We start from the raw sequence: 22,452 nt of genomic DNA on the forward strand, positions 1-22,452 counted from the left end.
CGCTGCCTCATCGGCGGGAAGCGCCCACGGCGCCCCGCACTTGTTCCAGGACCGGAGGCCTTCCGCGAGAAGGATTTGAGCCCGCTCACGGAGTGCCGCGTTCCGGCGGATCGATCCAGCCGATCGCGCCGTCGCCCCGACGATATACGACGTTGACCCGCTCGGTGCCAGCGTGAACGAAGACGAGGACGGGGACACCGGTGAGATCGAGCTCCACCACCGCCTCGCTCACCGTGCGCCGGTGCAGGGTGCGGGTGCTCTCGGCGATGATCGGCGGGTGCTCGCCGGTATCCTCCTCGGGCGCCTCCATCACCGAATAGGCCGCCTCCATCACGGCCGTATCGGGCATGGCGGCACCCGGCAGGCCGCCGTCGACGGCGATGTCCTTGGCGTGGCCGTTCGGGTGGGCCTTGAGGCGGTGCTTGTAGCGGCGCAGGCGCTTCTCGATCCGCTCGGCGGTCTGGTCGAAGCTCGCATGCGCGTCGTGGGCCGAGCCCGAGGCCTCGAGGGTGATGCCCGAGGGCAGGTGCAGCACGCAGTCGGTGCGATAGGCGCTGCCGTCGCGCCCGACCGTCACATGACCGTTGTAGGCACCGTCGAAGTACTTGGCGAGGGCCGCGGAGATCCGCTCCTCCACCCGGGTTCTCAGGGCTTCCCCGAGATCCACGCCACGACCCGACACGCGCAACGCTGCCATCAGCTCCCTCCGGTCTCGTCGTTCGCCGCCCTTGGTTTTCCGGGGACGTCTCCGGCGCAAGGGCCAGCCCTCAAGAGCTAGGAACGTCCGGACGCGAAGTCAACGAAGCCGGTCCCGATGCGGCAGGGGCCTTTCGGAGGGCTCGCCCTCAAGGTCGTGCGCTCACCGCGCCGGCATCGCGGCGCGCTCGCGCCGGCGCTCGATCGAGGACGGGATACGCAAGGATTCCCGGTACTTCGCCACCGTGCGGCGGGCGATGTCGACGCCCTCGCCCTTCAGGCGCTGCACCAGGGCGTCGTCCGACAGCACGTCGTCGGCCTCCGCGTCGATGAGCTGCTTGATGCGGTGGCGCACGGCCTCCGAGGAATGGGCCGCCGCGCCGGCCGCCCCGGGGATCGCCGCGGTGAAGAAGTACTTCATCTCGAAGGTGCCGCGGCTGGTGCCGATCGACTTGTTCGAGGTCACCCGCGAGACGGTGGATTCGTGCATGCCGATCGCGTCGGCGACGGTCTTCAGGTTGAGCGGCCGCAGATGCGCGACGCCGTTGACGAAGAAGCCGTCTTGCTGGCGTACGATCTCGCTCGCCACCTTCAGGATGGTGCGGGCGCGCTGCTCCAGGCTGCGGGTGAGCCAGTTGGCGGTCTGGAGGCATTCCGACAGGAAGGCCTTGTCGGTCTCGGTCGCCGCCCCGCGCGAGACGGTGGCGTAGTAGCTCTGGTTGACGAGCACCCGGGGCAGGGCCTCGCTGTTGAGCTCGACGAGCCAGGAGCCGTCCGGGGCCGGGCGGACGAATACGTCGGGCACCAGCACCTCGACCGGGCCGGCGCCGAAGGCGCGGCCGGGCTTCGGGTCGAGGCGGCGCAGCTCGGACAGCATGTCCGCCAGATCCTCCTCGTCGACCCCGCACAGGCGGCGCAATCCGGAAAAATCGCGCTTGGCGACGAGATCGAGGCGCGAGACCAGCGCCTGCATCGCCGGATCGAACCGGTCCTGCTCGCGCAGCTGGATCGCCAGGCACTCGGCGAGGTCGCGGGCGCCGACGCCCGAGGGGTCGAAGCCCTGGACGATCCCCAGCACCCGCTCGACGATCGCCGGAGCGACGCCGAGGCGCTCGGCCAAAGCCGCCAGATCCTCGCGCAGATAGCCGGCCTCGTCGATGGCATCGACCAGGAAGCCGCCGACCAGGCGCTCGACGGGATCGCGGGTGGCGAGATCCAGCTGCGCCGACAGGTGCTCGTGCAGCGACGATTCGGCCGTCAGCGTCGCCTCGAAATCCGGCGTCTCGCCGTCGAAGCTGCCGCCGGTACCGCTCCAGGGTGCCGGGGTGAGCGACAGCCCCTCCGATCCCGTCGGCAGCTCGCGGGCCACCGGGCCCTCGTCGGGAAACACGTTGTCGAGCCGGGTGCCGAGATCGCCCTCGATCTCGCTGCGGCTCGGGTTGAGATCGTGGGACAGCCAGGGCTCCGCGGCCCCATCTCCGTCGAAGCCGCCGCCGTCGAAACCGTCGCCGTCGCCGCCCTGATCGGCCGCCTCGCCGCGGGGCTCGCCCGGCTCGGGCACCTCGACCTCGGCCCGCTCCAGGAGCGGATTGCGCTCCAGCTCGGCATCGACATAGGTCGCGAGGTCGAGATGGGAGAGCTGCAGAAGCTTGATCGCCTGCAGGAGTTGCGGCGTCATCACCAGGGCCTGGCCCTGGCGCATCTCGAGCCGTTGCAGCAAACCCATCAGCCAGCCCCGCCCTGCGACGCCCCGGTTCGCGCCGGGGTCGGCACAACTCTTGCTTCAGACATCCCGTAGCAGCTTTAAACCGAAGCGGGACTCGCGTCAAAGCGGACGTGGTCCTCCCCGTGCGTTTCTCCGTCAGGGTGGCGCAGGGCGGGGTGGGTCGCCAGTGGAAAAACGGCTCGTCGGCGCCGCCGTCATGGACGAGACGCTGGGTGAGGCAAGTCCGCCGGGAGCCGGACGAAGCAGAGTGCCGTACCGAGGTTCCGGTGAGCGCCCATCGACGGTTCGGGGATTTCGGTTGCGGCGGAGCGGCGAACCCGGATGACGCCCGCTTCTTGGCTACAGCCGGAAATCTTCGCCGAGATACAGCCGGCGCACGTCCTCGTTGGCGACGATCTCGTCCGGCGTGCCCTCGGTGAGGATGCGGCCGGAATGGACGATGTAGGCCCGGTCGATCAGGCCGAGCGTCTCGCGCACGTTGTGGTCGGTGATGAGCACGCCGATGCCGCGGCCCTTGAGATGCATCACCAGTTCCTGGATGTCGCCGACCGCGATCGGGTCGATGCCCGCGAAGGGTTCGTCGAGCAGCATGAAGGAGGGCGAGGAGGCCAGCGCCCGGGCGATCTCGCAGCGCCGCCGCTCGCCGCCCGAGAGCGCGATCGAGGGCGACTTGCGCAGGCGGGTGATGTTGAACTCCTCCAGCAGCGAATCGAGCTTGCGCTCGCGCGCCTTGCGGTCGGGCTCGACCACCTCGAGCACCGCCCGGATGTTGTCCTCGACGTTGAGGCCGCGGAAGATCGAGGCTTCCTGCGGCAGGTAGCCGATGCCGAGCCGGGCGCGCTGGTACATCGGCAGCCGGGTGATCTCGTGCCCGTCGAGGCTGATCGTCCCGCGATCGGCGGAGACGAGGCCGGTGATCATGTAGAAGATCGTGGTCTTGCCGGCGCCGTTGGGGCCGAGCAGGCCGACCGCCTCGCCGTTGCGCACGGTCAGGCCGGCATCGTGCACGACGGTGCGGGCGCCGTAGCTCTTCTTGAGGCCGGCCACCGCCAGGATGCCGGGCCCGCCGAAGGCCTCGGCGGCGCCGTCCCGCTCCGCCGCGGCCTCGGCCCTGCGCCCGCGGCCGAACAGGCGCCCGAGGCGCGAGACGGGCCGCGGAGCAGGTATGGCCTGGGCTTGCAGGGGCAGGGCGGAGGGAAGGGTCACGGGCTCTCTCGCGAAGGATGCCGTTTTCGGCGCCCCGCCGCGTCGGCCTGATCCGCCCCAGGCGGCCGTGCGGCGGGTGAACGGCGCCGGTTTAGCCGAAGCGGGACCCTGGCCGCAACGCGCTCGGAGTTTCGCCGGGCCATGCCAGGCCTCGCTTCGTGTTCTGGAACACACTGCCCGAATGCGCTTACAAAGTCGTTCATCCGACTCCTCCCGCCCGGACGGCCCGATGCTCCCGCTCCTCGACCTCTGCGCCCGAATCGATGCCGGCCGGCTGACGCCCGAGGGGGCGGTCGGCCTCGTGCGCGAGGCGATCGCGGCCCGCGAGCCGGAGGTCGGCGCCCTGGTCTGCGTCGATCCCGCGCCGGCGATCCCGGCCAAGGGCCCGCTCGCGGGCATCGCCGTCGGGATCAAGGACATCATCGACACCGCCGACCTGCCGACCACCATGGGCTCCCCGATCTACGAGGGCTGGCGCCCGCGCGCCGACGCGCCGGTGGTGGCGCGGCTCAAGAGCCTCGGCGCGGTGCCGCTCGCCAAGACCACCACCACGCCCTTCGCCTTCCTCGACCCCACCGCGACCCGCAATCCCCATCACCCCGGGCACACCCCCGGCGGCTCCTCGGCCGGCTCGGCCGCCGCGGTGGCGGCCGGGATGCTGCCGCTGGCGCTCGGCACCCAGACCGGGGGCTCGATCATCCGCCCGGCGGCGTTCTGCGGCGTCGTCGGGGTCAAGCCGTCGTTCCGGCTGCTGCCGACGGTCGGGGTGAAGTGCTATTCCTGGGCCCTCGACACGCTCGGCCTGTTCGCGGCGGGCGTGGCGGATGCCGCCCACGCCCTGGCGCTCATCGCCGACCGGCCGGCCATCGCGCGGACCGGCGAGGCCGGCGCGCCCCGGATCGGGATCCTGCGCCAGGAGTTCTGCGCCGCCCCCGAACCGGAGGCGGAAGGAGCGCTTGCCCGGGCGGCGCAGGCCGCCGAGCGGGCGGGAGCCGTGATCCGCGACCTGACCCTGCCGGCCCGGTTCGGCGAGGCCTTTGCGGCCCACGGCACGCTCCAGGATTACGAGGCGCGCCAGGCGCTGGCCTGGGAATACGCGGCGCACCGCGACGCCCTGCCGCCGCGCCTGCGCGCCGCCCTCGACGCGGCGCAAGAGATCGAGACCGCAGCTTACGACGATGCGCGCCGCACCGCCCACCATGCCCGCCGCGGCCTCAAGGACGTCTTCTCCGAGGACGGGGTCGACGTGCTCCTGACCTACGCGGCGCCCGGCGCGGCGCCCGCCGGCCTCGACCACACGGGCGATTCGCGCTTCAACCGCCTCTGGACCCTGATGGGCGTGCCCTGCGTCACCCTGCCGGTCGACCGGACGTCCGCCGGCCTGCCGGTCGGCGTGCAGGTGATCGCCCGGTTCGGCGACGACGGGCGGGCGCTGGCGGCGGCGGGGCTGATCGAGCGGGCGTTGCGGGGATAGGGCGGGATCAGGCGGCGGCTGGGATCCGGCCGCCGTCCGCCGCGACTCCCTGCACCTCCCCGATCGGGCAGGGCCGGCCGAACAGGTAGCCCTGCAATTCGTCGCAGCCCGCCTCGCGCAGGACCGCGGCCTGGATCTCGGTCTCGACGCCCTCGGCCAGCACGACCATGCCGAGCGCCTTGCCGAGGCCGATCGTGGCGCGGACGATCGCGGCGCTGCCGTCCTCCTGCCCGAGATCCTGCACGAAGCAGCGGTCGATCTTGATCTTGTCGAAGGGGAAGCGGCGCAGGTAGCTCAAGGACGAATAGCCGGTGCCGAAATCGTCCATCGCGGTGCCGACCCCCAGCGCCCGCAACCGGTGCAGGATCGCGAGCGTGGCCGCGTCGTCCTGGAGCAGCACCGATTCGGTGATCTCCAGTTCGAGCCGGTCCGGCGGCAGGCCGCTCGCCTTGAGCGCGCCCATCACCTCCTCCACGAGCCCGTCGCCGACGAACTGCGCCGGGGAGAGGTTCACCGCCACCTTGATCTCCGCCGGCCAACCGGCGGCGTCGCTGCAGGCCCGGGCCAGCGCCCAGGCGCCGAGCCCGCGGATCTGCCCGGTCGCCTCGGCGATCGGGATGAACTCTCCCGGGCTGACGAACCCCTCGCGCGGGTGGCGCCAGCGCAGCAGCGCCTCGCGGGCGCGCAACGCCGACCCGTCGGCGGCGACGATCGGCTGGTAGTGGAGATCGAGCTGCCCCTCGGCCAGGGCGACGCGCAGGTCGGCACCGAGCTGGCGGCGCCGCTGGAGGTCGGCATCCATCGCCGGGTCGAAGAAGCGCCAGCCGTTCCGCCCCGAGGATTTCGCCTGGTAGAGCGCCACGTCGGCCCGGCGCTGCAGTTCGGCGGTGCTGACCTCGGGCTCCTCCGTCGTCGCGACGCCGATCGAGGTGCCGATGCCGACCTCGTGGCCCTGGACCTCGAAGGGCCGTCGCAGCAGCCGCACGATCCGCTCGGCGAGCGCCGCGATACCGGCCGGGTTCGAGGGCGCGCAGCGGATCACCGCGAACTCGTCGCCGCCCAGGCGTCCGACCAAAGCCGTGGCGCCGACCGCCTCCCGCAGCCGCCGCGCCACGAGGCGAAGCAATTCGTCGCCGACCGGGTGGCCGTAGGTGTCGTTGACCTCCTTGAAGCCGTCGAGGTCGAGGCAGAGCACGCTCACCGCATCGTCGGCGCCGCGCTCCGCCAGCGCCGCGTCGAGGCGCTCCTGCAACTGGGTGCGGTTCGGCAGGCCGGTGAGGGCGTCGTGGCCGGCCATGTGGGCGATGCGCGCCTCGTTGCGGCGGCGCTCGCTCACGTCCTCGTGGGTGCAGATCCAGCCGCCGCCCGGGATCGGCACATGCACGACCGCGATGGCGCGCCCGTCGGTGAGGTCGCAGGTGAAGCTCGCCGGCCCGCCCGTGGCGATACGGCGGCGCGCCGCCGCCACCAGGGCCGCCCGCGTCCCGTCCGCCCCGAGATAGTCGAGGAGGGCTGCGAGCGGCGTTCCCTCCCGGCGCAGGGCCTCCGGCACGGCGTGCAGCGCGGCGTAGCGCGCGTTCATCACGATCAGCCGGTCGTCGCGATCGAACAGGCACAGGCCCTGGGTCATATGGTCGAGGGCGATGCCGAACTTCGCCCGCTGGGCGCCGAGCTTCCGCTCGCCCTGCTCCCGCGCCTCGGCAGCGGAGCGTGCGGCCTCGGCCGCGGCGAGCCGCCCTTGCGCCCGCGCCTGGCGCAGCCCGAGCAGCACCAACCCGGCGATGCCGAGATCGAGGAGCAGGGCGGCCGCGCCGATGATCCACGCCTGCTGGCGCCAGGCCGCGAGGCTCGCCTCCGCGGTGCGGCTGACGCTCAGGAGCATCGGGTAGCGCGTCAGCGTCCGGCTGGCGATGATGCGGTCGCGCCCGTCGACCGGGCTGAGCGCGCGGATCACGCCCTCGGCTCGTTTCTTGAGCGCGACGGGGGAGGCTCCGACTCTCTGGAAGGTCTTGCCGACGGCGCCGTCGTGCTGGGGATGGCGTACGAGGAGCGTCCCGTCGTCGCGGAACAGCGAAATCACGTCATCCCGGATCGGGGCGATCGTCCGGTAGAGTCGTTCGAAGTAGCCGAGTTCGACGGCGCCGAGAACCAGGCCGAGGAAGGATCCGTCCGGGGCGCGAACCTTGCGGGCGATGTAGATCGTCCACACCCCGTCGCCGCGGTTCTGCACCGGCTGGCTGATATAGCGATCGAGCCCGGGATCGGACGCCAGCACCTTGAAGTAGTCCCGGTCGGCGATGTTGACCGTCGGGATCGGCCAGTAGCGACTGAAGTTCAGGAGCTTGCCGTGCCGGTCGATCACCGTGATCGCGTTCGCTTGCGGCAAGCCGGCGATGCGCGTCTTCAACGCGTCGTGCAGCACCTGCTGCGAGGCCAGGACGGAGTAATCCTCGTCGCTGGCGACTCCCGCCGTTCGGAACTCGCCGATCAGGCTGTCCTGGACCAGCTCGATCGATTGCAGCGCCCGGTCGGCCTGGTCGGCCAGCACCGTGGAGAGTCCGACGAGATTGCCCTCCGCCTCGGTGATCGCGTGCCGGTGCAGGCTGCTCACCAAAAGCCCCGAGGAGACCGCGATCACTGCCGCCAGAAGGCCGGCGGACGCGACGACGATCCGGAAGGAACGGCCGCGCGAGGCGCCGGCCGGCGGAGTGTCGATCGTCGGGCCCACGGCTCTCGTCTGGTCGGTGCGGCGAACGCTTCCCTATGTACCGCGGAGCTTTAAGAAGCGATGAAAATCGGCTGGCGGAATCTGCGCGCCGAGGGGGTATGTCTTTGGGTCAATCGCGGTATCGATTTCGGCGATGATGAAAGAATTTCGGTCTTCTTGCCGGGTTCGATCTCCTTGCCGGGAATGCCGCCGGCGGCGCAGATCCGAGATCGATCGACGGGGGAGGTTCGAGGCGTGCGGATCTCGCGGCCGCTCCGGACCGTCTCCGCGCCGGCGCTTCGCTACAGCCCCCCATCCTGCAGCCGGTACCAGGCCACCACCGCCGAGGCGTAGAGCCGGTGCAGCCCGTGCAGCGGCAGCGGGGTGATCGGTGTCGGGGCGATCGGCAGCGCGTCGGCATCGTCCCGGGCGATGAAGGCGGCGATCGCCTGGCCCATCCGGGTCTGGAGCCCGACGCCGCGGCCCTGGCAGCCGATATCGATGAGGAGGCCGGGCGCGGGCGCGTGCAGGTGGGGCAGGTAGTCCCGGGTGACCGCGACCCGTCCGCACCAGCGATGGTCGAAGCCGATGCCGGCGAGCTGCGGGAACAGTTTCGGGACGATCCGCTCCAGATGCGACCAGTCGCCGGACCCCTTGGGCTCGCGGAACGGCCCGCGCCCGCCGAGCAGCAGCCGGCCGGTATGGTCGAGGCGGAAGTAGAGCAGCAGCTTGCGGGTGTCGGAGCAGACCTGGCCCTCGGGCAGCACCGTGCGGCGCAGGTTGTCGGAGAGTGGGGTCGTGGCGACCTGGAACGAGTTCGCCGCGATGATGGTCTGGCGCAAGGACGGCCACAGGTCGCCGGAATAGCCGTTGGTGCACAAGACCACCCGCTCGGTGGTGAGGCTCGGGCCACGTCCCGTCCCGACCGTCCAGGTGCCGCCCTGGCGGGACAGGCCGGTGACGGGGGTATCGGTATGGATGCGTGCGCCGGCCGCCAGCGCCGCTCGTGCGAGCCCGCGGGCATAGGCGAGCGGCTGCACCGCGCCGGCGCGCCCGTCGAGCCAGCCGCCGAGATACCGCTCGGTGCCGAGCAGCCGGTCGGTCTCGGCCTTGTCGAGCAGGCGCACGGGCGCGCCGCGGCGGGACCATTGCTCGGCCCGGCGCTCGGACAGGGCCAGACCCTCGGCGGTATGGGCGCCCTGGATCCAGCCGGTGCGGATGTGGGGCACGTCCATCCGGTGCTTCGCGATGAGGTCGAACACCGCATCCGCCGTCCCGGCCCCGAAGGCGGCGAGGCGCTCGCCGCGCTCTCGCCCGAACATCTGCACCAATTCGTCGGGATCGTGCTTGAGGCCCGGGATCACCTGGCCGCCATTGCGGCCCGAGCCGCCGAAGCCGATCTCGCGCGCCTCCAGCACCACGGGCTTCATGCCGGCTTCCGCGAGGTGGAGCGCCGTCGACAGGCCGCAGAAGCCGGCGCCGATCACGACGACGTCGGCCCGGCCGGATTCGGCGAGCGGCTGCGTCGCGGGGGCGGGCGGGGCGGTGGTGGCCCAGAGGGCCGGCCCTAGGGGGAAGGGTTCGGTCATCGGGTACGCCTCGTCACAGCGGGTTCAGCACGCGCCGCAGGAAGTCCTGGGTGCGGGGCTGCTGCGGGCGGCCCAGCACCTCGCGGGCCGGGCCCTCCTCGACGATCACGCCGCCGTCGAGGAACAGCACCCGGTCGGCGACCTCGCGGGCAAAGCTCATCTCGTGGGTGACGACCATCATGGTCATCCCCTCCTCGGCGAGCCCGCGCATCACGCCCAACACCTCGCCGACGAGTTCCGGGTCGAGGGCCGAGGTCGGTTCGTCGAACAGGATCGCGTCGGGCCGCATGGCGAGCGCCCGGGCGATGGCGACCCGCTGCTGCTGCCCGCCGGAGAGTTGCGGCGGATGCGCCTCCTCCTTGCCGGCGAGACCCACGCGGGCGAGCAGGGCCCGGCCGCGCTCGGTGGCTTGCCCACGGTCCTCGCCCTTCACGAAGATCGGCCCCTCGATGACATTCTCGAGCGCCGTGCGGTGCGGGAACAGGTTGAAGCGCTGGAACACCATCGAGACCTGGACCCGCACGCTCCGGATCGAGCGGTCGGACCGGTCGACCTTGCGGCCGTTCACCGTGATGGTGCCGCCCTCGTAGGATTCGAGCCCGTTGATGCAGCGCAGCACCGTCGACTTGCCCGAGCCCGACGGCCCGATCACGCAGACCACCTCGCCCTTCGAGACCCGGGCGGTGATGCCCTTGAGGACGGGCAGCGCGCCATAGGATTTGCGGACGTCGTCGAGCTCGATCATCGCCGGCCGGCCTGCTGCTTCTCGAAGTGGCGCACGATCAGGATCAGGGGCAGGCTCAGGCCCAAGTACATCAGCGCCACCAGGGTGAACACGCTGGTGTTCTTGAAGGTCGACGAGGCGATGAGCTTGCCCTGGAGCGCCAGCTCGGCCACCGTGATGGTCGAGGCCTGCGACGAATCCTTCAGCATCATGATCATCACGTTGCCGAAGGGCGGCAGGGCGGCGCGGAAGGCCTGCGGCAGCAGCACCCGCCGCATCGTCAGCCCCCAGCCCATGCCAATGGTCTGCGCCGCCTCGACCTGGCCCTTGTCGATCGCCTCGATGGCGGCGCGGAAATTCTCGGCCTGGTAGGCCGAATAGGCCAGCCCGAGCCCGATGATGCCCGCCTGCACCCCCGTGAGGGACACCCCGAAATCCGGCAGCACGAAGTAGATGTAGAACAGCTGCACGATGATCGGGATGCCCCGGATCACGTTGATGAAGCTCGCGGCGAGGAACGACAGGACGGGCACCCCTGAGACCCGCATCATCGCCCAGACGAGGCCGAGCGCGGTCGAGACCACGAGCGAGCCCGCCGTGATCAGGATCGTCAGCCCCACGCCCTGGAGCAGGATCGGCATGAACTCGCGGGCGTCGGACAGGAAACCGGACATGGGACGGTCTCAGCCCGTCAGGACGGGTTCACCGACGGTTGCAGGCCCCACTTCTCCAGGATCTTCGCCAGTTCGCCGTTCTCCTTGATCTTGGCCAGCCCCGCATTGATCTTGGCGAGCAGCGCCGTGTCGTCCTTGCGCACGCCGATGCCGACCGAGCCGACGACCACCGGCTTGTACGAGGCGACGAGGTGGGCGTTGGGGAAGTTGCCGCTCTTGAGGTTGTAGGCGATGATCGGCGCGTCGGCGAAGACCGCCTTGACCCGGCCGGCATTGACGTCCCGCAGCATGTCGGGGAACGTGTCGTAGGCCTTCACCTCGCTGAACTCGCCCGATTTCTTGAGCGCATCGACGAAGGCGGTGCCGACCTGGGCGCCGACGACCTCGCCCTTCAGGTCGGAAAATGCCGTGTAGGCCTTGGTGTCGGCCTTCGGCACCACCAGCCCCTCGCCATAGGCGTAGACCGGCTCCGAGAAGGCGATCACCTCCTTGCGCGGCGCCGTGATGAACATCGCCGCCGAGATCGCGTCGATCTTCCTGGCGTTGAGCGCGGCGATCAGGCTCGAGAACTGGAACGGCTCGATCTGCACCGAGAAGCCGGCCTGCTTGCCGATGGCCGTGATCACGTCCACCATCACGCCCTGGATGGTGTTGGTCTTGGTGTCGAGGAAGGTGAAGGGGACGCCCGTCGGCGTCGAGCCGACCCGGACCGTCTCCTGCGCCAAAGCGGGGCGGGCGAGCGCGCTTCCCGCGAGCAGCACCAGGGCCGCGCCCGCGGCCCGAATCAGACGCCTCGTCATCCTCTGCTCCCCTGACGGTTGTGTGCGGCTCGCCGTCCCACCGCATAAATTTCATTGACATGAACATCAGGCCATAATTCGTTGCATCACGCAATCGAATTTCATGCACATGAAACAGGCGGCAGATCGGCAATCGAACGGGCAGGCAAGCGAGCCGATGGCGGCCGATCTCGCGGTCGGCCGGCGGCTGCGCTCCCTGCGTCAGGAGCGCGGGCTCTCGCTCAAGGCGGTGGCGGCGCTGACCGGGCTGTCGATCGGCTATCTCAGCCAGGTCGAGCGCGGCCTGTCCTCGCCGTCCTTGCGGGTGCTGACGCAGGTCGCGGACCTGTTCGGGGTCGGGCTCGGCGCCCTGTTCGGCGCGCCGGAGCATGCGGCCGCCGACGGGATCGTCACCCGGGCCGGCGAGCGGGCGGCGCTCACGCTGTGGCGCGCCGGCATCACCAAGCAGTTGCTCACGCAAGGCGACGCGGCCCTGAGCCTGTTCCTGATGCAGCTCGCGCCCGGGGCCGGCACCGGCGACGAGCCCCTGGTCCATGACGGCGAGGAGGCCGGGCTGGTGATGGAGGGGGCCCTCGTCCTCACGGTCGAGGGCACGACGGCGGAACTGAGGGCCGGCGACAGCTTCCGCTTCGCTAGCCGGCGCCCGCACCGCTACCGCAACCCGTCCCCCGACCGGATCGCCTTGGTGCTGTGGGTCAATGCCGTGCCGCGGGCCTGAGGCTATGACGGGACAATTATCTTAATTCCGCATCCGCAAGGCCGGTTTCATCTTGCGTCAAGATAACGGTGGGAGGGTATCCGTCGACGGAGCCGGACGGTACCATGACCAAGCGCAGCGAGTGTGGGCAGTGCCGGAGCGGCGAACCGCTACCCTTCACCTTCACGATGGCGTTCCACCCGATCGTCGACCTCGAGAGCGGGAGCGTCTGGGGCTACGAGGCCCTGGTGCGCGGCACCGAGGGGCAGGGTGCGGGCTATATCCTCGGCCAGGTCGACGACGACAACCGCTACCGCTTCGACCAGGCCTGCCGCACCAAGGCGATCGAGCTGGCCGGCGGGCTGTTTCCGGCCGGCGACGTGCGGCTGTCGATCAACTTCCTGCCCAACGCCGTCTACGAGCCGGCGGCCTGCATCCGGGCGACCCTGGAAGCGGCGCGCCGCATCGGGTTCGCCCACCAGCGGATCATGTTCGAGTTCACCGAGAACGAGCGCATGACCGACGTGGCCCATGTCCAGCGCATCATCACCGATTACCGCCAGCGCGGCTTCCTCACCGCGCTCGACGATTTCGGCGCCGGCTATGCCGGCCTCGGCCTCTTGGCGCGGTTCCAGCCCGACCTGATCAAGCTCGACATGGAGCTGATCCGCGGCATCGCCGAATCGCCGGCCCGGCGGGCGATCGTGTCGGGCGTGATCGCCATCGCCCGGGCGCTCGGCGTCGCGGTGATCGCCGAGGGGATCGAGACGCCCGACGAACTCGCGGCGCTCCGCGAGGCCGGCATCACCCTGTTCCAGGGCTATCTCTTCGCTCGGCCCACGGTCGCGGCCCTGCCGGAGCTGAACCTGCCGGGGATGCGGCAGGCGGCGTGAACGCAGTCACCCCTCCAGCAGCACGTCGAGATCGGCCTGGGTCAGCGCGCTCGTCGGGGCGCCCTCGTGGTCGAAGAGGGAATCGGCGAGCGCGCTCTTGCGCGCCTTCAACTCCTCCATCTTCTCCTCGATGCTGCGGGCCGCCACGAGCTTGTGGACGAAGACCGGCTTGTCCTGGCCGATCCGGTGGGCGCGGTCGATCGCTTGCGACTCCACCGCGGGGTTCCACCACGGATCGTACAGGATCACCGTGTCGGCGGCGACGAGGTTGAGCCCGGTGCCGCCGGCCTTCAGGCTGATGAGGAACACCCGCGCCTCGCCGGTCTCGAAGCGCCGGATCGCCCCCTCCCGGTCGCGGGTGCGGCCGGTCAGCTCGGTATAGGCGATGCCTGCCTGCTCCAGCCGCGGCTTGATCAGCGCGAGCATCGCGGTGAATTGGGAGAAGACCAGCACCCGACGCCCCTCGGCCAGGAGCGCGTCGAGCAATTCCTCCAGCCGCTCCAGCTTGGCCGATCCGGCCTCACCTGCCCGGTCGAGCTTCAGGAGGCGCGGGTCGCAGCAGGCCTGGCGCAGCTTGAGCAGGGCGTCGAGGATGACGATCCGGCTGCGCTCCCAGCCCTTGGCGGCGATGGCCTCCCGCACCCTCGTATGCATGGCGAGGCGAATCGACTCGTAGAGGGCGCGCTGGGCCTCGCCCAGCTCGACCTCCTCGGTGATCTCGGTCTTGGGCGGCAGGTCGCTGGCCACCTGCTCCTTGGTCCGCCGCAGCAGGAACGGCTTGATCCGGCGGGCGAGCAGCCGGCTGCGTTCGGCGTCGCCGTGCTTCTCGATCGGCGTGCGCCAGGTCCGGGCAAACGTCTTGCGCTCGCCGAGCAGGCCCGGGCAGGCGAAGGAGAACAGCGACCACAATTCGGCGAGGTTGTTCTCGAGCGGCGTGCCCGAGAGGCAGAACCGGTGCCGGGCCGACAGGCCGTGGATCAGCTGGGTCGTCGTCGCGTCCGGATTCTTGATCGTCTGCGCCTCGTCGAGGATCAGGAGGTGCCAGTCCTGGGCGGAGAGCACCGCCTGGTCGCGGACCACGAGGGGATAGGTCGTCAGCACGAGGTCGTGGCCCTCGATCGCGTCGAAATGCTCGTGCCGGCCCTGGCCGTGCAGCACCAGCACGGAGAGGTCGGGGGCGAAGCGCTCGGCCTCCCGGCGCCAGTTCGCCATCAGGCTCGTCGGGGCGATCACCAGGGCCGGCCGGTCGAGGCGCCTTTGCGCCTTCTCGCAGGCGATCAGCGCCAGGGCCTGCACGGTCTTGCCCAGCCCCATGTCGTCGGCGAGGATGCCGCCGAGGCCGGCATCGCGCAGGAAGGCGAGCCAGGACAGCCCTTCCGCCTGGTAGGGCCTCAAGGATGCGCGAAAGGTGTCCGGCGGTGCGACCTGCGGGATGCCGCCCTCGGCGAGCAGCATCCTTCCCATGGCGCGCAAGGCCTCGCCGCCGCGCCAGGCCAGCATCGCCGCCTCGCTCATCCGCTCCAGGGCCGCGAGCGTCGCGGCATCGACGAGGCCGAGCCGCAGCCGCCCGCCCTCGCCCGAGGCGCCGCCGAGGCTGAGTTCGCGGAGCGCGAGCAGGATCGGCTTCAGCCGCGCGCCCGGCAGGGCCAGGAGCCGCCCGTCGCCGAGCGGCAGCATCACCGGCTCGGGCGAGGCCTCGTCGATCGACTCGATCGTGAAGTCGGGACGCGCCAGCAGCGCGGCGACCGGCTCGGCGAGGGGGATGCGTTCGCCCTCGATCTCCACCCCGAGATCGAGTTCGAGCCAGTCGATTCCGGAACTCTCGTGGATCGCGAACTCGACCGCGGCATCCGGGTGCAGCACCCGGCCGCGAAAAGCCGGATCGGTCACGATCTCGAAGCCTGCGGCCTTCAGGGCCGGCAGCGCGTCGGACTGGAGCGCCGTCCAGGCCTCCTCGCCGCCATCGGGCAGGAAATCCCGGGCATGGGCCTGCGGCAGGTCCATGCGGCGCTCCTGGGCCGGCGACAGGCCGTGGGCGAGAAGCCGCGCCACCGCCCGCCGCTCGGCCGGGCCGTCGCGCTCGACCACGTAGAGCCGGCCGTTCGAAAGCCGCGTCGGCTTGGCCCGCAGGTCGCCGAACGGCACCGTCACCGGGCCGTAGCGGAAGGAGAGGGCGGCGAGGCGCACGGATTCGGGCGGCGGCTTCTCGCCGAGGCCGAAATAGTAAGCGGGCGCCGGCAGCTCGATCTGGGTCAGGCGCAGCACCGGCACCGGCGCCTGGTCGACCACATTCTCCCGCGGCGGTTCCGGCAGGCGCAAGGTCAGGCCCGGCATCTGCCGGGCGAGGGCGGCGTTGAGGGCCGGCGCGGCGGAGGCCGGCACCGGCGGTCCGGCCAGCAGGGCGGCCGCGAGGTGCGGCGGCAACCCGACCTCGATCGGCCCGACCTGCCCGGCTTCAGGGTCGAGATAGGCCGGCGGCTGGGCGGCCAGCGCCAGAACCTGGCTGTCCCCGTTCTCGCCCTCGAGGACGGGCCGAGGCGTCAGCGTCTCCTCGCCCTCGACCCAGGCGAGGTGGCCGGGCCGGGGCGGGCCGGCCGCCAGCGCCGGCCCCAGCACGGTCCCGGACCGGGCCCGGCCGGTGGCCAGCACCTGGTCCAGGATCTCGGCGCCGGCCTGGTCGATCAGGGGATAGGCCGGCGGCCCGTCGCCGTCGGTCTCGCGCATCCGCCCGTTGAGCGACTTGAGGATGCGCCGGTCGGACGGGCGCAGGTACTGGGCCGGGCTCGCCGCATAGGCGATGCTCTGCGGATCGACCGGGCGCGCCTTCGCCGACATCGCCCCGCTCTTCAGGATCCGGGCCTGCATCGGCGCGACGGCGAGCCGGGGTGCGGTGCCGCCGCGGCCGGGCAGGGCCAGGATGACGTAGATCAGGCGCCGGTCGATGTCGGGCGGGAACTCCTCGCTGCCGGTCTTGCGGACCTGGTCGAGGCGCGCCAGCCAGTTCGTCAACTCGGGCGACAGGGTGTCGTCGGTCGCGGAATCCTGGAGCCGGAGCAGGCGGGCCGCCCGCTCCTCGGGGGTTGGCGGCGGGGGTGGTGGCGGCCGCACGGCGGTGCCGTTCAGCGCTGCGAGCAGTACGGCCGCCACGTGCCGGCAATTGAAGCGGTCCCGGCAGGTGCAATCCCCGCGGATCGAGATGCCTTGGGAATCTCGCCCGATGGAGATCGAGACGCTGTACACCGTTCGCCCGCTGCGGCTCTCGACGTCGCCCTCGACGTACTCGTCCCCGTCGGCCTCGATGTCGAGCACCCGGCCCTGCGCCAGGTCGCGGGCGCCGTCGTGGAAGGAGGCGTGGCCGCAGTTGCGCAGGATGTCGCGTTCGGTGAAGGACGGCCTCCTGCGCATCGAAACGGGATCCACCTCCGGCCTGCCCTGCCGGGCCTCCTTGGCGAAGGTAGGAAGCCGGGCCGGTCTTGGGAACCGTTGCGGCCGTCTTGCGGGCGAATCGCCTGTGCGTTTCCCTTGGTCCCGGAACGGACGGCCCCGCCTGCCGTTCCGGGATCAAGGGAATGTGAGGAGTCCACGAGCGCTCATGACCATCGACCCCGCGCGCGACGAGCCCGACAGCCTGTTCCAGCCCGGCCGCACCTGCTGGTGCGTGGCGCGGGCCGAGCGGGTCGCGGTGATGATCGATTCCGCCGAGTATTTCGCCCGGCTGGAGGACGCCTTGCGCCAGGCGCAACGCTCGATCCTGATCGTCGGCTGGGATTTCGACGGGCGCATCCGCCTGCGCCACGAGGCGAGCCCGGAGGAATCTCCGCCCTTGGGCCCGCTCCTGCGCGACCTCGCGGCGCGGCGGCCGGAGCTCGAGGTGCGGGTGCTGGTCTGGAGCGTCGCCACCTTGCACGGGCCGGGCGCGGCTTTGCCGCTGCTGTTCGGGGCCGAGTGGGAGGCGCATCCGCGCGTCGAGGTGCGCCTCGACACCCACCACCCGCTCTACGCCGCCCACCACCAGAAGCTCGTCTGCATCGACGACCGGGTCGCGTTCTGCGGCGGCATCGACCTCACGGTCGGGCGCTGGGATACCCCCGCCCACACGGCCGGCGATCCCTTGCGCACCAATCCCGACGGCGACCTCTACCCGCCGGTGCACGACCTCCAGATGGCGGTGGACGGCGAGGCGGCGGCAAGGCTCGGCGATCTCGCCCGCGCGCGCTGGCGGGCCGCCACCGGCGAGGGGCTGGCGCCGGTAGCGGCCGCCGCTCCGGTCTGGCCTCAGGGACTGGCGCCGCTCGTCACCGACGCGCCCGTCGCCATTGCCCGCACCATGCCGCTCCAGGGCGACGAACCCTCGGTCGAGGAGGCGGCGGCGCTCACCGCCGCGTCGCTCGCGGCGGCCAGGGAGACGATCTACCTCGAGGCGCAGTACCTCACGGCGGATTTCGTCGCCGATGCGCTGGCCGCCCATCTCGCGGCGGAGGCGGGCCCGGAGATCGTGGTGGTGCTGACGCGCCGCTCGCACAACTTCACCGAGCGCGTCGCCATGGGCACGCCGCGCGACCGGGTGCTGCGCCGCCTGCGCGAAATCGACCGCTTCGGCCGTCTCCTCGTGGCCTATCCGGTGGTGCCGGGATCCGAAGGAGATTGCGAGATCGAGGTCCACGCCAAGCTCGTCCTGATCGACGATTCTTTCCTGCGCATCGGCTCCTCGAACCTCAACAACCGCTCCGTCGCCCTCGACACCGAGTGCGACCTCGCGGTCGAGGCCCGCGACCCGGAGGAGCGTGCCGCGCTCCGTCGTTTGCGCGCCCGCCTGGTGGCCGAGCATCTGGGCGTGGCGCCGGAGGTGGCGGAAGAGGCGATCGCGGAATTCGGCCTCGTCGCGGCGATCCGCCGGCACATGGGGGGCCCACGCTCCTTGCGGGTCTGCGAGGTGCCGGAGGAGGAGGGGCTGCTCGACCCGCTCGTCAGCTCCGAGTTGCTGGACCCGGAGCGGCCGTTCGGGACGGCGTAGGGGGGCTTGCGCCCAGCGACGGGTCGCGATTCCGCGGTGTGCGTTCATGCTCGGAGCTTGGTCGGATGCTCCATGTCAATCATCCCACCCTCAACCTCATCCTGAGGTGGGAACGCAGTGAGCCTCGAAGGAGGGATCCAGTGATCCCGGAGAGTTCTGGAGCCCTCCTTCGAGGTTAGTCGATCTTTGATCGACTAACACCTCAGGATGAGGTTGCTGGTGGGATAGAGTATGTTGATCGGTCAAACAGGCTCTGACACATCAGGATGAGGTCGAGGGTCGGGATGGAAAAGAGACCGGCGATTCCGCTCGTGCCAGGCGACAGGGCACGCGGTCATCGCCACGCTCCGGTCACGACGACCGCACGGACGCGACCTCCCGCGCCGCTCCACCCGCATCCCGCCACCGGAACACCGCCTCCGTCACCGCGAAGACGATGAGGCCGAGCGCCAGGGGGCCGAGGAAGTACAGGCACCGGAAGGCGATCAGCGGGCCGATCACGTCGGTCTTCGGCAGGAGGTGGACGACCACGCTCTCGATCACCCCGACGCCGCCGGGCACATGGGTGACGAGCACCGCCGCGTTGGCGATGACGAAGACCGAGGCGACGGCGAGAAAGCCGACATCGGAGACCGCCGCCAGCACCTGGTGCAGGCAGGCCGAGACCAGGGCGAAGTTGACCGCTCCCAAGCCTACCTGCGCCGCCGCGAGGGGAAGCGGCGGCATCTCGATCGACCAGCGCCGGAAGGTCACCGGCTTGCGCCACCAGGCGGCGAGGCCGAGATAGGTCGCGACGCCGCCCGCGCAGGCGAGGCCCGCCGCCAGTACCGCACCCTGGCCGAGGCCCGTCACCTCCCGGGCGAGGCCGGGATGGACCAGCACCGCGACGGCGCCGAGCGCCATCAGGCCGACCGCCACGGTAACGCCGCAGAACAGGACCGCCTTGGCGACGTCCGCGGTCCTGAGGCCCCAGCGGGTGTAGAAGCGGTAGCGGATCGCCCCGCTGCTCAGGCCCGCGAATCCGATGCTGTGGCCGAGCGACAGGCTGATGAAGGCCGCGAGCGCCACCCGGGGATAGGGCAGGGGCTTGCCGGCGGCGCGCAACGCCAGCCAGTCGATCCCGGTGAGGCAGAGATAGCTCGCGGCGGCGAAGCCCCCGGCGGCGGCGAGCCGGCCGGCGGGGAGCGCCCGCACGGAGTCCACGAGTTGCGCCAGGCTGTAGCCCGCGAGCGTCCGGTACAGCAGGTAGCCGCCGAGCGCGACGCTGAGGATCGTCAGGAGGATGGTCCAGAACCGGCGGCGGGCGGACGTCTCGTGTTCGTCTTCGGGTCGTTCTTGGGTTCGGTCTTGAGCCTGCGTCACGCGGGTTCCTCCCGGGGCACGGAGATGCGGGGGCCGAGGGCCGGCGCGAGGTCGAGGTCGGCGACGAGCGGCAGGTGGTCGGAGGCGACCCGGGCGAGCCGGCCGCCGAGCGGGCTGACCTGCCGCACCGCGACGCCGCGGCTGACGAAGACGTGGTCGATGCGCAGGAGCGGCAGGCGGGCCGGGAAGGTCGGCCGCATCCAGACCCGTTTCCCGTGCGCGTCCGGCAGCCGGGCGGCGAGGCGGCGATGGACGTGCGATCCCGGCAGGGCGTTGAAGTCGCCGAGCAGCACCACGGGGTCGCGGCAGGCCGGATCGCCGAGGAAGGCGGGCCCGAGCAGCGCCTCGGCCTGCGCCCGTCGCTCGTGCCGGCCGAGGCCGAAATGCGTCGTGACGACCTGCACCTCGGCGTCGCCGGCGGTGACGGCGACCCAGAGCGCGCCGCGCGGCTCGCAGCCGTCCCGCCCCGGCAGGCCGTTCGCCCGCACCAGCCGGGAGGGGAGGGAGGTCAGGATCGCGTCGCCGTAGAGTTCCTCCCTCACCCGCATTGCCGGATGGAAGTGGGAGCGCATCCCGAGATGGCCGGCGATCACCTCAGCCTGGTCGATCCCGCCGCTGCGGGCGCGGCCGACATCGAGCTCCTGCAACGCCACCACGTCCGGCCGGCAGGCGGCGATCACCGCGGCGATGCGCTCCGGGGCAAGCCGGCCGTCGGCGCCGAGGCAGCGGCGCACGTTGTAGGTGAGGACGCGGAGCAACCGGGGGCCTTTTCACGACGGGACGAACCTCCCTCAACGGCCGAGCCTGGCTGTGGTTCGGAGCCCCCGGGCGCCGTCGGAATGTTAGATCATGAGCGGATCACGCCGCCGGGTGGCGCCTCTCGCTGGGCGGCCCGGAGGCGCAGGCGGTGGTCTAGGGGGATCAGGCGATGGTCGGCACGATCCCGCCCTCGACCCGCAGGCTCGCACCGTTGGTCGCCGCCGCAAGCGGGCTCGCCAGATAGGCCACGAGGCCTGCGATCTCCTCGGGCTCGATCATCCGGGCAAGCAGCGAGAGCGGGCGGTGGACCCGGAAGAACTCCGCCTCCAGTTCGGCCGGCGGGGCGTCCGGGTCCGAGGCGACGCTCTTCAGGAAGTCCACGATGCCCTCCGAGCGGGTCGGGCCGGGCATCACCGCGTTCACCGTCACGCCGGTGCCGCGGGTGCGCTGGGCCAGGCCCCGGGTGATCGTCAGCTGCGCGGTCTTCGACACCGCGTAGTGCAGCATGTCGGGCGGCGGCACGAGGCCGGATTCGCTCGACACGAACACGATCCGCCCGGAATTTTTTTCCAGCATGCCGGGGAAATAGGCCTGGGCCAGCCGCGCGCCCGAGACGACGTTGACCTCGAACAGGCGGTGCCAATCGGCGTCGGTGATCTCCTCGAACGCCTTGGCTTCGTAGATGCCGAGGTTGTTGACCAGGATGTCGACCGCCGGCAAAGCCGCGACCAAAGCCGCCGCGCCGTCCGCGGTCGCCGGATCGGCCAGCACCGTGCGGGGCGCCCGCGCGCCGGGCTCGGCGGCGATCACGGCCGCGGCCGCATCGAGCTTGCCCTGGTTGCGGCCGGGCAGCACCACCTCGGCGCCTTCCGCGGCGAGGCGGCGGGCGATGGCGAGCCCGATGCCCGCGGTGGCGCCGGTGACGAGGGCGATCTTGCCGCCGATCTTCAGGTCCATGGTCGGTCTCCGTCTCTGGAGGTCCCGAGATGACGATGCCGGGGATTGATGACCAGCGCGCGGGCCGGCACGATGATCGTGCATCGGACGCAACAATGGACCGGCGATGGACAACCGCCTCGGCGAGATGGAGGCCTTCGTGCAGGTGGCCCGCCGCGGCAGCTTCGCGGCCGCCGCCAAGGCCCTGCGCTGCACCCCCTCGGCGGTGAGCCGGGCGGTGGCGCGGCTGGAATCACGCCTCGGCGTCGGCCTGATCCGGCGCACCACCCGGGCGATGACCCTGACGCCGGAGGGCGAGACGTACCTCGTCCGCGCGGGCGAGCTGATCGCCGAGTTCGACGCGATCGAGGACGGCTTCGGCCGCGACGCCGCCCAGCCGAGCGGGCTTCTCCGGGTCAACGCCTCGGTGCCGTTCGGTATGAAGGCGATCCTGCCGGTGCTGCCGCGCTTTCTCATCGAGCAGCCGCGGATGCGGGTCGATCTCGCGCTCACCGACGACGTGGTCGATCTCGTCGAGGCACGCGCCGACGTGGCGATCCGCATCGGCCCTCTGCGCGACACGAGTCTGCGGGCGAAGCGTTTAGGCCGCAGCCGCCTCGCGGTGGTGGCGGCTCCCGCCTACCTGGAGCGCTGCGGCACGCCCGCCCATCCGGACGCGCTTGGCCCTCACAACTGCCTCAATTTCAGCTTCCGCCGCTCGCTGGACACCTGGCCGTTCCTGATCGACGGGGCGGTGGTGCAGCGGCCGGTCCACGGCACCTTCTTCGGCAATTCCGGCGAGGTGGTGCGGCTGATGGCGCTCGGCGGCGCCGGGCTTGCCCGTCTCGCCCGCTTCCACGTCGACGAGGACATCGCGGCCGGCCGCCTCGTGCCGGTGCTCGAAGAGTTCAGCCCGGGCGACGCGGAGGACATCCATGCCCTCTATGCCGGGCACGAGCGGCTGTCCTCGCGTATCCGCTGCTTCGTGGATTTCCTCGCGGCGCACGCGGTGGTCCGCGGGTGAGGCCGCCCCGGCAGGCCGGCGCGGTCGGTCCGCGTCGTTTGGACGTGGGGTCTACGAAGTGGGACGTACGAGCATGGAGGACACGGTCACGCTCGGGCACACTCCGGACTTCACCGGAGCGCGCGCCGACCGCGCCCGAACGCGGCGGAGTCTGTTTGTCATCATGTCGTC

Annotated in this window: 17 protein-coding genes; 5 read left to right on the top strand and 12 right to left on the bottom strand. The window is 71.4% G+C overall.

Features of this window, described 5'->3' with window-relative positions; genetic code table 11:
- Positions 1-85: 85 nt before the first annotated feature.
- From hpf to lptB, 3 genes are all read right to left on the bottom strand, one after another.
- The gene (gene hpf / locus HBB12_RS02045; RefSeq protein ID WP_236987831.1) at positions 86-697 is read right to left on the bottom strand and encodes a ribosome hibernation-promoting factor, HPF/YfiA family; all 612 of its coding nucleotides are present in this window, start codon (positions 695-697) and stop codon (positions 86-88) included.
- Positions 698-859: 162 nt separating this feature from the next.
- The gene (gene rpoN, locus HBB12_RS02050) at positions 860-2,422 is read right to left on the bottom strand and encodes an RNA polymerase factor sigma-54 (RefSeq protein ID WP_236987832.1); all 1,563 of its coding nucleotides are present in this window, start codon (positions 2,420-2,422) and stop codon (positions 860-862) included.
- 339 nt (positions 2,423-2,761) lie between these two features.
- Positions 2,762-3,628 (bottom strand): LPS export ABC transporter ATP-binding protein, encoded by an 867-nt coding sequence (gene lptB, locus HBB12_RS02055; protein ID WP_236987833.1) that lies wholly within the window; start codon positions 3,626-3,628, stop codon positions 2,762-2,764.
- A gap of 229 nt (positions 3,629-3,857) precedes the next feature.
- Between lptB and HBB12_RS02060 the strand changes: the two genes are divergently transcribed.
- Complete coding sequence (locus HBB12_RS02060) at positions 3,858-5,102, top strand: amidase (protein ID WP_236987834.1); 1,245 nt, start codon at positions 3,858-3,860, stop codon at positions 5,100-5,102.
- 7 nt (positions 5,103-5,109) lie between these two features.
- Here HBB12_RS02060 and HBB12_RS02065 read toward each other — a convergent pair whose 3' ends face one another.
- From HBB12_RS02065 to HBB12_RS02085, 5 genes are all read right to left on the bottom strand, one after another.
- Positions 5,110-7,830 carry a bifunctional diguanylate cyclase/phosphodiesterase gene (locus HBB12_RS02065; RefSeq protein WP_236987835.1) on the bottom strand — a complete coding sequence of 907 codons (2,721 nt, stop codon included), beginning with the start codon at positions 7,828-7,830 and terminating at the stop codon, positions 5,110-5,112.
- Between the two features lie 281 nt (positions 7,831-8,111).
- Positions 8,112-9,398 carry an NAD(P)/FAD-dependent oxidoreductase gene (locus HBB12_RS02070; protein WP_236987836.1) on the bottom strand — a complete coding sequence of 429 codons (1,287 nt, stop codon included), beginning with the start codon at positions 9,396-9,398 and terminating at the stop codon, positions 8,112-8,114.
- Positions 9,399-9,411: 13 nt separating this feature from the next.
- On the bottom strand, positions 9,412-10,143 hold the full coding sequence (locus tag HBB12_RS02075; RefSeq protein ID WP_236987837.1) for an amino acid ABC transporter ATP-binding protein: 732 nt from the start codon (positions 10,141-10,143) through the stop codon (positions 9,412-9,414).
- On the bottom strand, positions 10,140-10,796 hold the full coding sequence (locus HBB12_RS02080; RefSeq protein WP_236987838.1) for an amino acid ABC transporter permease: 657 nt from the start codon (positions 10,794-10,796) through the stop codon (positions 10,140-10,142). Before HBB12_RS02080 ends, HBB12_RS02075 begins: the two co-directional genes overlap by 4 nt.
- A gap of 17 nt (positions 10,797-10,813) precedes the next feature.
- Positions 10,814-11,596: an ABC transporter substrate-binding protein gene (locus tag HBB12_RS02085; protein ID WP_236987839.1), complete on the bottom strand. Its 783-nt coding sequence runs from the start codon at positions 11,594-11,596 to the stop codon at positions 10,814-10,816.
- A 157-nt stretch (positions 11,597-11,753) separates the two neighbouring features.
- Between HBB12_RS02085 and HBB12_RS02090 the strand changes: the two genes are divergently transcribed.
- A complete protein-coding gene (locus HBB12_RS02090) occupies positions 11,754-12,314 on the top strand; it encodes a cupin domain-containing protein (protein ID WP_336886923.1) in 561 nt (186 codons plus the stop codon).
- A gap of 104 nt (positions 12,315-12,418) precedes the next feature.
- Complete coding sequence (locus HBB12_RS02095) at positions 12,419-13,186, top strand: EAL domain-containing protein (protein WP_236987841.1); 768 nt, start codon at positions 12,419-12,421, stop codon at positions 13,184-13,186.
- Positions 13,187-13,192: 6 nt separating this feature from the next.
- Here the strand turns inward: HBB12_RS02095 and HBB12_RS02100 are convergent, their stop codons facing one another.
- Entirely contained in the window at positions 13,193-16,591 is a 3,399-nt protein-coding gene (locus HBB12_RS02100) for a DEAD/DEAH box helicase (RefSeq protein WP_236987842.1), read from the bottom strand.
- Positions 16,592-16,778: 187 nt separating this feature from the next.
- Between HBB12_RS02100 and HBB12_RS02105 the strand changes: the two genes are divergently transcribed.
- Positions 16,779-18,200 carry a phospholipase D-like domain-containing protein gene (locus HBB12_RS02105; protein ID WP_236987843.1) on the top strand — a complete coding sequence of 474 codons (1,422 nt, stop codon included), beginning with the start codon at positions 16,779-16,781 and terminating at the stop codon, positions 18,198-18,200.
- A gap of 351 nt (positions 18,201-18,551) precedes the next feature.
- Here HBB12_RS02105 and HBB12_RS02110 read toward each other — a convergent pair whose 3' ends face one another.
- The 3 genes from HBB12_RS02110 to HBB12_RS02120 form a co-directional block, all read right to left on the bottom strand.
- Entirely contained in the window at positions 18,552-19,562 is a 1,011-nt protein-coding gene (locus HBB12_RS02110; protein ID WP_442919215.1) for a lysylphosphatidylglycerol synthase transmembrane domain-containing protein, read from the bottom strand.
- Positions 19,559-20,320, bottom strand: a complete 762-nt coding sequence (locus HBB12_RS02115) for an endonuclease/exonuclease/phosphatase family protein (protein WP_236987844.1) — start codon at positions 20,318-20,320, stop codon at positions 19,559-19,561. Before HBB12_RS02115 ends, HBB12_RS02110 begins: the two co-directional genes overlap by 4 nt.
- 163 nt (positions 20,321-20,483) lie before the next feature.
- Positions 20,484-21,278, bottom strand: a complete 795-nt coding sequence (locus HBB12_RS02120) for an SDR family NAD(P)-dependent oxidoreductase (RefSeq protein WP_236987845.1) — start codon at positions 21,276-21,278, stop codon at positions 20,484-20,486.
- A gap of 106 nt (positions 21,279-21,384) precedes the next feature.
- On the opposite strand from HBB12_RS02120, the gene HBB12_RS02125 reads away from it, so the two are divergent.
- The gene (locus HBB12_RS02125) at positions 21,385-22,281 is read left to right on the top strand and encodes a LysR substrate-binding domain-containing protein (protein ID WP_236987846.1); all 897 of its coding nucleotides are present in this window, start codon (positions 21,385-21,387) and stop codon (positions 22,279-22,281) included.
- Positions 22,282-22,452: the final 171 nt, after the last annotated feature.

The organism is Methylobacterium sp. SyP6R, assembly GCF_019216885.1.
Taxonomy (GTDB): domain Bacteria; phylum Pseudomonadota; class Alphaproteobacteria; order Rhizobiales; family Beijerinckiaceae; genus Methylobacterium.

Bases quoted from the DNA above. Each gene is read 5' to 3' on its own strand.
- HBB12_RS02075 (WP_236987837.1), bottom strand. From the start codon at position 10,143: ATGATCGAGCTCGACGACGTCCGCAAATCCTATGGCGCGCTGCCCGTC.
- HBB12_RS02085 (WP_236987839.1), bottom strand. From the start codon at position 11,596: ATGACGAGGCGTCTGATTCGGGCCGCGGGCGCGGCCCTGGTGCTGCTC.
- HBB12_RS02105 (WP_236987843.1), top strand. From the start codon at position 16,779: ATGACCATCGACCCCGCGCGCGACGAGCCCGACAGCCTGTTCCAGCCC.
- HBB12_RS02080 (WP_236987838.1), bottom strand. From the start codon at position 10,796: ATGTCCGGTTTCCTGTCCGACGCCCGCGAGTTCATGCCGATCCTGCTC.
- HBB12_RS02120 (WP_236987845.1), bottom strand. From the start codon at position 21,278: ATGGACCTGAAGATCGGCGGCAAGATCGCCCTCGTCACCGGCGCCACC.
- HBB12_RS02070 (WP_236987836.1), bottom strand. From the start codon at position 9,398: ATGACCGAACCCTTCCCCCTAGGGCCGGCCCTCTGGGCCACCACCGCC.
- HBB12_RS02090 (WP_336886923.1), top strand. From the start codon at position 11,754: ATGGCGGCCGATCTCGCGGTCGGCCGGCGGCTGCGCTCCCTGCGTCAG.
- HBB12_RS02100 (WP_236987842.1), bottom strand. From the start codon at position 16,591: ATGCGCAGGAGGCCGTCCTTCACCGAACGCGACATCCTGCGCAACTGC.
- HBB12_RS02060 (WP_236987834.1), top strand. From the start codon at position 3,858: ATGCTCCCGCTCCTCGACCTCTGCGCCCGAATCGATGCCGGCCGGCTG.
- rpoN (WP_236987832.1), bottom strand. From the start codon at position 2,422: ATGGGTTTGCTGCAACGGCTCGAGATGCGCCAGGGCCAGGCCCTGGTG.
- hpf (WP_236987831.1), bottom strand. From the start codon at position 697: ATGGCAGCGTTGCGCGTGTCGGGTCGTGGCGTGGATCTCGGGGAAGCC.
- HBB12_RS02125 (WP_236987846.1), top strand. From the start codon at position 21,385: ATGGACAACCGCCTCGGCGAGATGGAGGCCTTCGTGCAGGTGGCCCGC.
- HBB12_RS02095 (WP_236987841.1), top strand. From the start codon at position 12,419: ATGACCAAGCGCAGCGAGTGTGGGCAGTGCCGGAGCGGCGAACCGCTA.